Raw genomic sequence first — 13,474 nt, 5'->3', positions numbered from 1 at the left:
ATGATCCCCGTCACCACATTCAAGGATAAGAAGGTCGCGCTCTTCGGGCTCGGCGGCTCGGGTCTTGCGACTGCCCAGGCGCTGGTTGCTGGCGGCGCCGAGGTGACTGCGTGGGACGACAATCCGGAAAGCGTGGCCAGGGCAAAGTCGGAAGGCATTGGCACCGGTAATCTGCACGAAGCGGACTGGTCGACTTTCACGAGCTTCGTCCTGTCACCCGGCGTGCCGCTCACCCATCCGAAGCCCCATTGGACCGTCGATCTTGCCCACGCCGCCGGCGTCGAGATCATTGGCGATGTCGAGCTTTTCGTGCGCGAACGCGCGGCGCGCGCACCGGATTGCCCCTTCATCGCCATCACCGGCACCAACGGCAAATCGACCACGACGGCACTGATTGCTCACATCTTGAAGACTGGCGGCCGCGATGTGCAGCTTGGCGGCAATATCGGCACGGCGGTCCTCACCCTCGATCCACCGGCCGCCGACCGCTTCTACGTGGTCGAGTGCTCGTCCTACCAGATTGATCTCGCGCCCAGCATCAACCCGACGGCCGGTATTCTACTGAATCTCACGCCCGACCATCTCGATCGCCATGGTAGCATGGAGAACTATGCCGAGATCAAGGAGCGCCTGACCGTCGGCAGCGGTACGGCCATTGTCGGCGTCGATGACACCTATACGGAAGCGATCGCCGACCGCGCCGCACTCGCGGGCCGCAAGGTGATCCGCATCGCCCGTCATCGTGCATTGGGCGAAGGCTTTTATGCCGATGGCGCCCGCATCATGCGCGCCGAGGGCGGCTTGTCCGAGGCCTTTGTCGATCTTGACGGTATCTCGACCCTGCGCGGCAATCACAATGCCCAGAATGCGGCGGCAGCGACTGCCGCCTGCCTTGTCGTCGGCGTATCGGAAGCTGAAATCCATGAAGGCCTCAAGTCCTTCCCGGGCCTGAAACACCGCATGCAGCCGGTCGGCCGCAAGGGTGATGTCGTCTTCGTCAATGATAGCAAGGCGACGAATGCCGAGGCAGCAGCGCCAGCCCTGTCGAGCTACGATCGCATCTACTGGATTGCGGGTGGTTTGCCAAAGGAAGGCGGCATCACGACGCTTGAGCCCGTCTTCGGCAAGATCGTCAAGGCCTATCTGATCGGTGAAGCCGCGCCCGCCTTTGCAGCGACGCTCGGAGAAGCGGTGCCTTACGAAATTTCGCAGACGCTCGACAAGGCGGTGGCCCATGCGGCCGAGGATGCGGGGCGCGATGGCATGGCCGCGGCCGTGATGCTTTCCCCGGCTTGCGCAAGCTTCGATCAGTACAAGAACTTTGAAGTCAGGGGCGAAGCATTCGTCGATCATGTCCGGGCAATCGACGGCGTGACGATGCTGATCTGACGATTTGAGCTGCGCGTCCTTTAGACAACGCGCGGCGAGAGCAAGTATTTCGGGCGCGTCGCGCTCGCTTGAAGGGGACGAAGACATGGTAAGCCGCGCCGAAAGAGGCCCGTTGGCCGACTGGTTCTGGACGATCGACAGGTTCTTCCTGGCGACCTTCATTCTGTTGATGGGGATCGGCTTCATGCTGTCCTTCGCGGCAAGCCCCGCTGTTGCCGAGCGCCTCAACCTCGACAGCTTCCACTTCGTCAAGCGTCACGCGGCCTTCCTGCTGCCGTCGCTGGCGATCATGATCGGCATCTCCTTCCTGACGCCACGGCAGGTGCGCCGGGCGGCGATCATCCTGCTCATCGTCTCCATCGCCATGATGCTGCTGGCGTTGTTCTTTGGCGCCGAGGTCAAGGGCTCTCGGCGCTGGATTTCCATCGGCAGCCTGTCGATCCAGCCCTCGGAATTCATGAAGCCGGCCTTCGTTGTCGTCTGCGCCTGGCTGTTTTCCGAACATGCCCGCCAGCCGGAAATCCCCGGAAACCTTTTCGCGATCCTGCTTTATGGCATGGTCGCGGCGCTGCTCGTCGCCCAGCCCGACCTTGGCCAGACCATCCTGACGACCACCGTGTGGGGCGGCATGTTTTTCATGGCCGGCATGCCGTGGATCTGGATCATCCTGCTCGGCGGCGCCGGTGTCGGCGGCCTCGTCGTCGCCTATACGCTGTTGCCGCACGTCGCAGGCCGTATCGATCGCTTCATGACCGGGGAGGGCGATACCTTCCAGGTGGATACTGCCCGTGAAGCCATCATTCGCGGCGACTGGTTCGGCCAGGGGCCGGGCGAGGGCATCATCAAGCGCATCATCCCGGACAGCCACACTGACTTCATCTTCTCCGTTGCAGCGGAGGAATTCGGCATTATCTTCTGTATGGTGATCGTTGCGATCTTTGCTTTCCTCGTCATGCGCGGCCTGAGCCACGCGTTCCGCGAACGCAATGATTTCACCCGCTTCGCCGTTGCCGGTCTTGTGCTGCAGATCGGCATCCAGTCGATGATCAATGTCGGCGTCAATCTCGAACTGCTGCCGGCCAAGGGCATGACCCTGCCGCTGATTTCCTATGGTGGTTCGTCCATGGTGGCGATCTGCGTCACGGCCGGCTTCATCCTGGCCTTGACCCGTCATCGGCCCGAAAAGCGCGCCGTCGAACGCAGCCTGTTCCGCTCCGGCGTTGGCGTGCCGGCGGAGTGACGCCTCGCTTTCCCTGAGGCAGGAGAAAAGTACCCATGACCAAAGGCATCATCATGTTGGCCGCCGGGGGAACCGGCGGACATCTTTTTCCGGCAGAAGCGCTCGCCCATGAGCTGAAGGCGCTCGGCTGGTCCGTTCATCTGGTGACCGACAGCCGTGCCGAGCGTTTCGCCGGCAAGTTCCCGGCAGACGAAATCCATGTCGTACCCTCGGCCACGATCGGTTCGAAGAACCCGGTCAAGGTAGCCCGTTCGCTCTGGACACTCTGGAGCGGCATCCGTGCGGCAAAGCGGTTGATGGCGAAGGTGCGACCTGCCGTCGTTGTCGGCTTCGGTGGCTATCCGACCGTTCCACCGCTGCTCGCCGCCACCGGCATGGGCATTCCGTCTGTTATCCACGAGCAGAACGCTGTGATGGGCCGCGCCAACAAGGCGTTGGCCAACAAGGTAAAAGCCATCGCCGGCGGATTCCTGCCGGAAACCAATGGTCCTTATGCTGCAAAGACCGTGACGACCGGCAACCCCGTTCGCCCGGCCGTTCTCGAAGCAGCGAAGGTTGCCTACCAGCCGTCCGGTGCGGGTGAAGACTTCCGCCTCGTTGTTTTCGGCGGCAGCCAGGGCGCGCAGTATTTTTCGAAGAGCGTGCCGACGGCGATCAGTCTGCTCGACGCCGATCTGCAGAAACGTCTGCGGCTCACCCAGCAGGCCCGGCTGGAAGATATGGAGATGGTTTCGGCTTGTTCTGCACGGCTTGATCTCAAAGCGGATATTGCCCCTTTCTTCACCGACATGGCTGAGCGCATTGGCAAGGCCCATCTCGTCATCTGCCGTTCCGGCGCATCCACTGTCTCCGAAATTTCGGTGATCGGCCGCCCGGCGATCCTCGTGCCTTACCCTTACGCACTCGACCACGATCAGGCGGCCAATGCCGCAGCACTTGCCGCGACCGGTGGCGCCAAGGTCATCGCCCAGGCCGATCTTTCGGCGGAAAAGCTCAGCCGCATCCTCACCAATGCGATGACCAACCCGGAGTCGCTGGTGCAAATGGCGGAAAACGCAAAACGTGCCGGCAAGCCGGATGCCGCGCGCTTGCTTGCCACCATGGTTGAAGCTATTGCAGGCGGTTTAACGATCGCGAAATTCAAGGAATCACGCCCATGAAAATGCCGCAGAGCATCGGTCTCGTCCACTTCATCGGGATTGGCGGCATCGGCATGAGCGGTATCGCCGAGGTGCTGCACAATCTCGGCCACAAGGTCCAGGGCTCCGACCAGTCCGACAGCGCCAACGTCCAGCGCCTGCGCGACAAGGGCATCGAGGTCTTCGTCGGCCACAAGGCCGAGAACATCGGTGAGGCCGAAGTCGTGGTTGTCTCTACCGCGATCAAGAAGACCAACCCGGAACTGATAGCCGCCCGCGAAAAGCTGCTGCCGGTCGTGCGCCGCGCTGAAATGCTGGCCGAGCTCATGCGCTTCCGCAACGCCATCGCCATCGGCGGGACCCATGGCAAGACGACCACGACCTCGATGGTGGCGGCCCTGCTCGAAGCAGGCAATCTCGATCCGACCGTCATTAACGGAGGCATCATCAATGCCTACGGCACCAATGCCCGCATGGGTGAGGGCGAGTGGATGGTGGTGGAAGCCGACGAATCGGACGGCACCTTCCTGAAGCTGCCCGCCGACGTCGCTGTCGTCACCAATATCGATCCGGAACATCTGGACCATTACGGCAATTTCGATGCCGTGCGTGCGGCCTTCCGCCAGTTCGTCGAGAACGTGCCTTTCTACGGTTTCGGCGTGATGTGCCTGGATCACCCCGAAGTGCAGACAATGGTCTCGAAGATCGAGGACCGCAAAGTCATCACCTACGGTGAGAACCCGCAGGCCGACGTGCGCTTCTTCAACATCCGCATGGATGGCGCGACGTCGATCTTCGACATCGAAATCCGCCGCCGTCGCACTGGCCAGGTGATCTCGATGACTGACCTGCGCCTGCCGATGCCTGGTCGCCATAACGTATCGAACGCGACGGCCGCCATCGCGGTTGCCCAGCGCCTCGGCATCTCGCCCGAAGCCATCGCCCGTGGTCTCGCCGGGTTCAGCGGCGTCAAGCGGCGTTTCACCTTCACCGGCGAATGGAACAATGTCCGCGTCTACGACGACTACGGCCACCACCCCGTCGAGATCAAGGCCGTACTGCGCGCAGCCCGCGAGGCCTGCCAGGGCCGAATCATCGCCGTGCACCAGCCGCACCGGTATTCGCGTCTCGAAAGCCTGTTCTCCGATTTCGCCGCCTGCTTCAACGATGCCGATACGATCATGATCGCGCCGGTTTATTCCGCAGGCGAAGAACCCATCGAAGGCGTGAACTCCCCGGAGCTCGTTTCGCGTATGAAGGCCGGTGGTCATCGTGACGCCCGCTACATCGAAGGCCCTGACGCCATAGCACCTATTGTCGCAGGCATTGCGCAACCGGGAGATTTTGTGGTTCTCTTGGGGGCTGGCAGCATCACCTACTGGGCTGCCGCCCTCCCGAAGGAACTCGCAGGCATTTCAGGAAATTCCGCATGAAACAGGTAAACGGCACCAAACTTCTGGCTTCTCTCGGGGAGGGCGTGAACGCATTGCGCGGACGCCTGACGCCGGATGCACCGATGGACCGTGTCACCTGGTTCCGGGCCGGCGGCCTCGCCGAGCTGATGTTCCAGCCGCATGATAGCGAAGACCTCGTGACCTTCCTCCAGCTTCTGCCGGAAGATGTTCCGGTCATGGTCGCCGGCGTCGGCTCCAACCTTCTCGTGCGTGACGGTGGCATTGAGGGCGTGGTGATCCGTCTCTCCGCCAAGGGTTTTGGCGATATCGAGCTTGTCGGTGAAAACCGCGTCATGGCCGGCGCCATCTGCCCGGACAAGAATCTTGCCGCGATGACGCTCGACCACGGCATCGGCGGCTTTGCCTTCTATTACGGCATCCCCGGCACGGTCGGCGGCGCGCTGCGCATGAATGCCGGCGCCAATGGTGGCGAGACGCGCGAACGCGTTGTCGAGGTTCATGCCGTTGACCGCAAGGGCAACAAGCATGTGCTCTCCAATGCCGACATGGGCTATAGCTACCGGCATTCGTCGGCATCGAAGGACCTGATCTTTACCCATGCCGTCTTCGAAGGCTATCCGGAAGACAAGGCGAAAATCCGTGCCGACATGGATGCGGTGCGCCAGCACCGCGAAACCGTGCAGCCGATCCGCGAAAAGACCGGCGGCTCGACCTTCAAGAACCCCGAGGGCCATTCCGCCTGGATGCTGATCGACGAAGCCGGCTGCCGCGGCATGATGATCGGCAGCGCCCAGATGTCGCCGATGCACTGCAACTTCATGATCAACACCGGGCAGGCGAGCGGCTACGAGCTCGAGTATCTCGGCGAGACCGTGCGCCAGCGGGTCATGGAGAATTCCGGCATCGCGCTGCAATGGGAAATCAAGCGCGTCGGCAATTTCATGTCCGGCTACGAGGTCAAGGAATTTCTCGGCAAGGCGTTAGCCTGATTAGAGGGACACCCCTCTGTCAGCTTCGCTGACATCTCCCCTCAAGGGGGGAGATGGGGCCGAGCGTCATTTTCCGAAATCAGCCGCACCATCCGCGGGTGCCGTTCCTGAGAGAGGCGGGAGAGTTTGCCGCCCTTGATCTTCCTCCTGAGGGGGAGATGTCACGAAGTGACAGAGGGGGGTAAACGCGATGTCCTCCTGTTGAACGATGCTATCCAAAACCCTTGCTGAACGCTGCAAGAAACTGCACGCCGCCATTGTCGCCAGCGGCTTCTCCCAGAACCACATCCATCACCTTGTCCGTAATCCTGATCACCCCGAATCCACCCTTGTAGGCAGCGGTCGGCTTGATGATGTCGAAGCCGGCGCGCTGGTAGATCATGGCACTGTCATGCTCGTGGCCATGTACGATTGCCGCGATGTTGTATCCCTTCAGAATATCGAGAAACGCCCGCCGGTCAGCATCCGACCACCAGTGTGGGGCACCGCTTCCCTGATCGTCGAAGGTTTTCTTTTCCGGATCCCAGCGTTCGAGGGAGAAGGGGTCCCAACCATAGTGCTGGAAAATCACCACCGGCCGGCCATCGGCGGCAAACATGGCGAGATCGTTCTTCAACCACCCGAGTGCGCTGGCAGCGCCCTTGTTGGTATCCCCGGCAAAGCGCTGCGCCATGATCAGGTGCAGCCCGCCCCAGTTCCAGGAATAGCAGTCTGAGCCTTCGTCATAGTTGTCGGCCGGATACGGTGGTTTGAAGAAGGCGCTCGGCTTGTGATTGAGCCGCACATAATCGCGCAGTTCGTCGCGATACCAGTTCGGGTGTGGCGGGCGCCCGTCCTGATCGAGATCATGGTTGCCAAGGCCGACATAGACGGGGAAGTGGACGCGATCGAGTCCGTTGCCCTCCTGGTAGCGATGGGAAAATTGCAGGAGTTGCGCGCCTTCGCCAAGCTCCGCTGTCTGTCCGCCGCCGTCATCGGTGACGTCGCCGCTGACGACGATGCCGAGTGGCCTTGCAATCGGCTCTCCGGCGCTGGCGAGGCCCGTCGCCTTGCCGTTGATCTCCAGCGGCCAAGTCTGCTCGATAATGCTGTTGAGCGCCCTGATGTGCCGCAAAAGGGCTGCATCCGTCTTGCCTTCCGCCGCGCAATTGGCGCTGAGGCCCGATCCCATGCGGCAGGAATGCACGTCGTTGATAATCAGGAAAGTTGCGTCGGTGGCAGGGATTGCCGCCAAGCTGCTGCGGCTGCCGAGGGAAAGCAGCAGGCCCATCGAAAGCCCGCCTTTCAGGAAATGCCGTCGATCGATCATTGCATCCAACCTCCTGCGGGAAAATTAGACGTGAGCGTTCACAAAGTCACCCCGGAATAGAAAAGAGCCGCGAAATCAGCGATTTCGCGGCTCCTTCGTCAGTTCTGATTCAGCTTGAACTCAGACCTCATCTTTGCCCGAAAGCAGGATGCAAGCGAGCGTGATCACGGCGGAAATGCCGAGATAGTAGCCGACATAGGTCATGCCGTAATTGGCCTGCAGATAGGTCGCGATGTAAGGCGCAAGCGAAGCGCCGAAGATGCCGGCGAAGTTGAAGGTGATCGAGGAACCCGTATAGCGCACGTTGGTCGGGAAGGGTGCGGCAAGCGCCGTGCCGATCAGGCCATAGGTCATGCCCATCAGCGCCATCGCGAGGATCACGAAGACGAAGATGCCTGTTTCGCCTGATGTCATCAGGCCGGGCAGGAAGAACGAGAACACGCCAATCAGCACCGTAGTCGCGATCAGCACCTCGCGGCGGCCGAAACGCTCGGCGAGCTTGCCGGCGATCGGAATGAAGATGCCGAATAGCACCGAGCCGAGGATCTGCACTTCCAGCGCTTCCAGGAACGGGATTTTCAGAACCTTGACGTTGTAGGAGAGCAGGTACGCCGAGCCGATGTAGAACAGCACGAACGTTGCGAGTGCGACAAAGGTACCGAGCACGAGGCTGCGCTTGTGGTTGCGGAAGAGTTCTGCAACCGGCACTTCGACGCGCTCATGCTTCTCGATTGCCTTCTGGAAGTCCGGGGTCTCGGTGATCGAAAGGCGAACCCAGAGACCGACGGCGATCAGCAGGATCGAGGCAATGAACGGGACGCGCCAGCCCCAGCTCAGGAGCGCTTCCTGCGACATGAAGTGCAGGAGGACCCAGAAGATACCGGATGACAGGAACAGGCCGACGGGCGCCCCGAGCTGCGGGAACATGCCGTACCAGCTGCGCTTGCCTTCCGGGGCATTTTCCGTTGCGAGCAGCACTGCGCCGCCCCATTCGCCGCCGAGGCCGAAACCCTGGCCAAAGCGGCAAAGGGCCAGCAGCAGCGGCGCAAGGACGCCAATGCTCTCGTAGGAGGGTAGAAGGCCGATGATAACAGTCGAAACGCCCATGGTCAGGAGCGCGGCAACGAGCGTCGTCTTGCGCCCAACGCGGTCACCGAAGTGACCGAAGACGATTGCACCGAGCGGACGGGCGAAGAAGGCGATGGAGAAGGTGGCAAACGAGGCGAGCAGCGCAGTGGTCGGATCGCTGTTGGGGAAGAACAGCGCCGGGAACACCAGAACGGCGGCGGTGGCGTAGACGTAGAAGTCGAAGAATTCGATGGTCGTGCCGACGAGGCTCGCAAACAGGACATGCGCCGGCGAATTGGCCGGGGCTGTCTTCGATTGAGCGACACGCGGCGACGGGGAGGATGTCGCGTCAGTCATTGTGTGTCTTCCGTACAGGGATGTTTGTGCCGTCTTGGGAGGCGGATGGCGGTGCCATAACGCAGTCGAACCGGCAATAAAACCCTTGAGGCGCAAGAAATGGCAAGATTTAGGGGTGTTTTCGTCGCAAAAGTGTCGCTAAATCCCCGTTCGAACGATGGTGTCACATCTCTACGAAGTGATGAAAAAGGCGTCATATTCCCTATAAGTCGTGCTCAATCCTTGACCAGAATCGAATTGTGGAAAATTCTGGATCGTGCGCTCCACCTTTGAGCGCGGCAAACTGGCTGAAATGCGCGTGTGTTTTCTTCCAGGGCTGGCGGAAATGCAGGTGATGCGCACCAGGCCCTCGGAGCATTGCTCCATTGAAGGGGAACCCATGTTCAAGAAGCTTTCTGCGGAATTTTTAGGAACATTCTGGCTCGTTTTCGGCGGCTGCGGTAGCGCGGTGCTGGCTGCTGCTTTCCCGGATGTCGGCATTGGCCTGCTTGGTGTCTCGTTCGCTTTCGGTCTGACCGTTCTCACCATGGCCTATGCGGTGGGCGGCATATCGGGCGGGCATTTCAATCCGGCCGTATCCGTTGGCCTTACCGTCGCCGGGAAGTTTCCGGCCTCGTCGCTGCCTGCTTATATCATTGCCCAGGTCGCAGGGGCCATCCTGGCAGCCGCCGCACTTTACATCGTCGCCAGCGGAAAAGCCGGGGTTGATCTCGGGGGCTTTGCGGCAAACGGCTATGGCGAGCATTCTCCCGGCGGCTATTCGCTGACCTCGGCGCTCGTCATCGAAGTCCTTCTGACGGCCTTCTTCCTCTTCATTATCCTCGGTTCGACTCATGGTCGTGTGCCCGTCGGTTTTGCCCCCATCGCCATCGGCCTGGCGCTCACCCTTATCCACCTGATCTCGATTCCCGTTACCAATACCTCCGTCAATCCGGCTCGCTCGACGGGGCAGGCGCTCTTTGTCGGTGGCTGGGCGCTTCAGCAGCTCTGGTTGTTCTGGCTGGCTCCGCTCGTCGGCGGCGCGCTCGGCGCCATCGTCTGGAAGGTCGTCGGCGAAGACGACTAAAAACGGAACTGACATCGTTCCAAGTTCAGAAGGCCTCGCCACGGCGGCGCGGCCTTTTGCGTTTCCCCTTCATCCGAGTTCGCCGTCTTCTCAAGCTTGCGCTTCAGCCAACACTCTGATTCTAAGAGTTTAATCGGGGCGGCGATTTGATTCTTTCGCCGATTTTACCCGCTGCATCCCCAAAGGGGTTAACCAAAGTAAACGGTTCATTAACCATAATGCCGTTCTAGTGGGGCTGTGCCTGAAATTCGCGAATCGCGGTCCCTACAAGCTCTGCGCAAGCGCAATTTCATAGAGGCAGGTGTTGATGTCGGAGAATTTGATGAGTGCCAAGCATGTGGCCGTCCTGATGGGTGGATTTTCCTCGGAGAGGCCTGTGAGCCTTTCTTCGGGGACTGCCTGCGCGGATGCCCTTGAGGCGGAAGGTTATCGCGTGACGCGCGTCGACGTCGACCGCGAGGTGGCGGCGACGCTTGCGAGCTTGCGCCCGGATGTTGCCTTCAACGCCCTCCACGGCCCCTATGGCGAGGACGGCACCATTCAGGGCATCCTCGAATATCTCGATATCCCCTATACCCATTCCGGCGTTCTCGCTTCCGCGCTCGCCATGGACAAGGCGCAGGCGAAATATGTCGCCGCCGCCGCCGGCATCCCGGTTGCCGAGGCGCGCATCATGAACCGCCACGACTTCGGTAGCGAGCATCCGTTGAAGCCGCCTTACGTCGTGAAGCCGGTGTCGGAAGGCTCAAGCTTCGGCGTCGTCATGGTTCAGGAAGACCAATCCCATCCGCCGCAGATCCTCGGTTCTTCCGAGTGGCGGTATGGCGATCGCGTCATGGCGGAGCGTTACATCCACGGGCGCGAGCTGACCTGCGGCGTCATGGGCGATGTCGCCCTAGGCGTTACCGAAATCATCCCGCTGGGCCACGCTTTTTACGACTATGATTCCAAATATGTAAAAGGTGGCTCGAAACACGTCATTCCGGCGGAAATTTCACCAAATATTTACCAAAAAATACAAACACTGGCGGTCAAGGCGCATCAGGCGATTGGCTGCCGCGGCGTAAGCCGCTCCGACTTCCGCTTCGACGATCGTTTCTCCGAAGAAGGAGAGCTTATCTGGCTGGAGATCAATACCCAGCCTGGCATGACTCCAACCTCCCTGGTGCCCGAAATGGCCGTCCATGCCGGCTATTCGTTTGGTGAATTCCTCAAGTGGATCGTGGAGGACGCATCGTGTTTGCGTTGAGAGGCAGGAAGCAGGACAGGGTGCGCGCACCGCTGGAGGCGGCTGATCTCGATGGTCAGTTCGTGCTGCCGCGTCCGCTTCGTCGCGTCGTGCGTTTTCTTGTCTGCCTGGGCACAGGCCGCATTCATTTTGCGCCGCATACCGGTACGGTGTCTGCGCTGGCATTTCTTGCCGCGACCGGCTTCTACGGCATGTCGCTCGGTGGTCATGCGCAGGGCTTCGCCCAGACCACGACGACTGCGGTCGGTTTTGCGATCGAGGACGTCAAGGTTTCCGGCAACGACCAGACCTCTGAAATAGATATCCTCCAGCAGCTGGGCCTCGATGGTACGACATCGCTGGTTGCGCTCGATGTCGCCGAGGCGCGCAAGCTGATCAGCGAACTGCCATGGGTTGAGGATGTTTCCGTTCGCAAGGTCTATCCAGGTACGATCGAAGTGGCTCTGAAAGAGCGCAAGGCTTTCGGTATCTGGCAGCACGGGTCGGATCTTTCCCTGATCGAAAAGAGCGGCAGCGTGATTGCGCCGCTGCGCGACAACAAGTTTTCGGCCCTGCCGCTGTTCGTCGGCCGGGATGCCGAGACTGCTGCCGCGGATTTCTACGAGCAGTTCTCTGCCTGGCCTGAGATTCGTGATCGCGTGAAGGCTTACGTCCGTGTTTCGGGCCGTCGCTGGGATCTTCAGCTCGAAAACGGTGTTGTCATCAAGTTGCCCGAACATGATCTCGATCGTGCCATGCAGGTTCTGTCGACGATGGAAGAGGGGCAGCAACTGCTCGAGCGCGATATCGCCGCTGTCGATCTCCGTCTGGAAGACCGTACCACCATCCGCCTGACGGCCGAGGCAGCAGCTCGTCGTCAAGTGGCTGTTGACGCCCGTACAAAGCAGCTCAAGAAGCTGGAGCAGGAGAACCGTACATGAGCCTTTTTGGTTCTTCGCATTTTGGCCTGCCACGTCTGAAGCCGCTTTCGTCCAAGCGGTCGCATATCGTTTCGGTTCTCGACATCGGCTCCACGAAGGTCGTCTGCATGATCGGCCGGCTGACGCCGAAGGCTGAAAGCCAGATCCTGCCGGGCCGCACCCATTCGATCGAGGTGATCGGCATTGGTCACCACAAATCCCGCGGCATCAAGAACGGCGTGATCGCCGATCTCGACGCCACCGAAAGCGTTGTCCGTCTCGCCGTCGATGCTGCCGAACGCATGGCCGGCCTCACCATCGACAGCCTCATCGTCAATATCTCTGCCGGCCGCCTGCAGAGCGACATTTACACGGCCTCCATAGATCTCGGTGGCCAGGAAGTCGAAGAAGCTGACCTCAAGAAGGTTCTTGCGGCCGCCGCCCATCAGTCCCAGCGCCAGGACCGCGTCGTCCTGCATTCGCTACCGGCCGGCTATTCGCTCGATGGCGAGCGCGGCATTCGCGATCCGCTGGCGATGTTCGGTGACCAGCTCGGCGTTGACATGCACATGCTGACGGCGGAACGCGCCGCGCTGAAGAACCTCGAGCTCTGCATTAACCGCGCTCATCTTTCGGTCGAGGGCATTGTCGCTACTCCCTATGCCAGCGGTCTCGCTGCCCTGGTGGATGATGAAGTCGAACTCGGCTGCGCCGCCATCGACATGGGCGGTGGCACGACGACGATCTCGGTCTTTGCCGAAGGCAAGCTGGTGCATGCCGATGCGGTCTCGCTTGGCGGCCATCACGTCACCACCGATCTGGCGCGCGGTCTTTCCACCCGCATCGAGGATGCGGAACGTCTGAAGGTCGTTCACGGTTCTGCGTTGCCGGCCAGCGCCGACGAGCGCGATATCGTTACGGTTCCGCCAATCGGCGAGGATGACCGCGACCAGCCGACCCATGTGCCGCGCGCCCTCGTTTCGCGCATCGTCCGCGCCCGCATCGAGGAAACGCTGGAGTTGATCCGTGATCGCATCCAGCGCTCGGGCTTCTCCCCGATCGTCGGCAAGCGTGTCGTTCTGACCGGCGGTGCGAGCCAGCTGACTGGCCTGCCGGAAGCGGCGCGCCGCATCCTGGCCCGCAATGTTCGCATCGGTCGTCCGCTCGGTGTCTCCGGTCTTCCGGCGGCAGCCAAGGGGCCGGCATTTTCTACCGCGGTCGGTCTGATGATCTATCCGCAGGTCGCAGAGATGGAAACCCACGCGTCGCAGGGCGGTCTGCTCTCCTCGCTCTCGGGTGGACAGGGTCGCATAGCTCGCGTCGGGCAGTGGCTCAAGGAAAGCTTTTAAGGTCT

The 13,474-nt window shown here is 61.0% G+C and carries 11 protein-coding genes; 9 read left to right on the top strand and 2 right to left on the bottom strand.

Annotation, left to right across the window (positions count from 1 at the left end):
* From murD to murB, 5 genes are all read left to right on the top strand, one after another.
* On the top strand, nt 1-1,389 hold the full coding sequence (gene murD / locus QO002_RS15285; RefSeq protein WP_307231132.1) for a UDP-N-acetylmuramoyl-L-alanine--D-glutamate ligase: 1,389 nt from the start codon (nt 1-3) through the stop codon (nt 1,387-1,389).
* 85 nt (nt 1,390-1,474) lie between these two features.
* On the top strand, nt 1,475-2,629 hold the full coding sequence (ftsW, locus tag QO002_RS15280) for a putative lipid II flippase FtsW (protein WP_307231130.1): 1,155 nt from the start codon (nt 1,475-1,477) through the stop codon (nt 2,627-2,629).
* A gap of 35 nt (nt 2,630-2,664) precedes the next feature.
* On the top strand, nt 2,665-3,789 hold the full coding sequence (murG, locus tag QO002_RS15275) for an undecaprenyldiphospho-muramoylpentapeptide beta-N-acetylglucosaminyltransferase (RefSeq protein ID WP_307231128.1): 1,125 nt from the start codon (nt 2,665-2,667) through the stop codon (nt 3,787-3,789).
* On the top strand, nt 3,786-5,201 hold the full coding sequence (murC, locus tag QO002_RS15270) for a UDP-N-acetylmuramate--L-alanine ligase (protein WP_307231125.1): 1,416 nt from the start codon (nt 3,786-3,788) through the stop codon (nt 5,199-5,201). The genes murG and murC overlap by 4 nt, the downstream gene beginning before the upstream one ends.
* A complete protein-coding gene (gene murB, locus QO002_RS15265) occupies nt 5,198-6,172 on the top strand; it encodes a UDP-N-acetylmuramate dehydrogenase (protein WP_307231123.1) in 975 nt (324 codons plus the stop codon). Before murC ends, murB begins: the two co-directional genes overlap by 4 nt.
* 211 nt (nt 6,173-6,383) lie before the next feature.
* On the opposite strand, the gene QO002_RS15260 is transcribed toward murB, so the two are convergent.
* On the bottom strand, nt 6,384-7,481 hold the full coding sequence (locus QO002_RS15260) for a metallophosphoesterase (protein WP_307231120.1): 1,098 nt from the start codon (nt 7,479-7,481) through the stop codon (nt 6,384-6,386).
* Nucleotides 7,482-7,601: 120 nt separating this feature from the next.
* The gene (locus QO002_RS15255) at nt 7,602-8,906 is read right to left on the bottom strand and encodes an MFS transporter (RefSeq protein WP_307231119.1); all 1,305 of its coding nucleotides are present in this window, start codon (nt 8,904-8,906) and stop codon (nt 7,602-7,604) included.
* A 379-nt stretch (nt 8,907-9,285) separates the two neighbouring features.
* Here QO002_RS15255 and aqpZ point away from each other — a divergent pair, with 379 nt between their 5' ends.
* From aqpZ to ftsA, 4 genes are all read left to right on the top strand, one after another.
* On the top strand, nt 9,286-9,972 hold the full coding sequence (gene aqpZ / locus QO002_RS15250) for an aquaporin Z (protein WP_307231117.1): 687 nt from the start codon (nt 9,286-9,288) through the stop codon (nt 9,970-9,972).
* A 322-nt stretch (nt 9,973-10,294) separates the two neighbouring features.
* Entirely contained in the window at nt 10,295-11,221 is a 927-nt protein-coding gene (locus QO002_RS15245; protein ID WP_307231114.1) for a D-alanine--D-alanine ligase, read from the top strand.
* Nucleotides 11,209-12,141: a cell division protein FtsQ/DivIB gene (locus QO002_RS15240; protein WP_307231112.1), complete on the top strand. Its 933-nt coding sequence runs from the start codon at nt 11,209-11,211 to the stop codon at nt 12,139-12,141. The genes QO002_RS15245 and QO002_RS15240 overlap by 13 nt, the downstream gene beginning before the upstream one ends.
* Nucleotides 12,138-13,469, top strand: a complete 1,332-nt coding sequence (gene ftsA, locus QO002_RS15235) for a cell division protein FtsA (RefSeq protein ID WP_307231110.1) — start codon at nt 12,138-12,140, stop codon at nt 13,467-13,469. The genes QO002_RS15240 and ftsA overlap by 4 nt, the downstream gene beginning before the upstream one ends.
* Nucleotides 13,470-13,474: the final 5 nt, after the last annotated feature.

It is taken from the genome of Pararhizobium capsulatum DSM 1112, from assembly GCF_030814475.1.
Classification (GTDB): Bacteria; Pseudomonadota; Alphaproteobacteria; order Rhizobiales; family Rhizobiaceae; genus Pararhizobium; species Pararhizobium capsulatum.
The sequence above is the reverse complement of the archived record's forward strand: the minus strand, read 5'-3'. Positions and strand labels throughout refer to the sequence as shown.

Bases quoted from the DNA above. Each gene is read 5' to 3' on its own strand.
- murD (WP_307231132.1), top strand. From the start codon at position 1: ATGATCCCCGTCACCACATTCAAGGATAAGAAGGTCGCGCTCTTCGGG.
- ftsW (WP_307231130.1), top strand. From the start codon at position 1,475: ATGGTAAGCCGCGCCGAAAGAGGCCCGTTGGCCGACTGGTTCTGGACG.
- murG (WP_307231128.1), top strand. From the start codon at position 2,665: ATGACCAAAGGCATCATCATGTTGGCCGCCGGGGGAACCGGCGGACAT.
- murC (WP_307231125.1), top strand. From the start codon at position 3,786: ATGAAAATGCCGCAGAGCATCGGTCTCGTCCACTTCATCGGGATTGGC.
- murB (WP_307231123.1), top strand. From the start codon at position 5,198: ATGAAACAGGTAAACGGCACCAAACTTCTGGCTTCTCTCGGGGAGGGC.
- QO002_RS15260 (WP_307231120.1), bottom strand. From the start codon at position 7,481: ATGATCGATCGACGGCATTTCCTGAAAGGCGGGCTTTCGATGGGCCTG.
- QO002_RS15255 (WP_307231119.1), bottom strand. From the start codon at position 8,906: ATGACTGACGCGACATCCTCCCCGTCGCCGCGTGTCGCTCAATCGAAG.
- aqpZ (WP_307231117.1), top strand. From the start codon at position 9,286: ATGTTCAAGAAGCTTTCTGCGGAATTTTTAGGAACATTCTGGCTCGTT.
- QO002_RS15245 (WP_307231114.1), top strand. From the start codon at position 10,295: ATGAGTGCCAAGCATGTGGCCGTCCTGATGGGTGGATTTTCCTCGGAG.
- ftsA (WP_307231110.1), top strand. From the start codon at position 12,138: ATGAGCCTTTTTGGTTCTTCGCATTTTGGCCTGCCACGTCTGAAGCCG.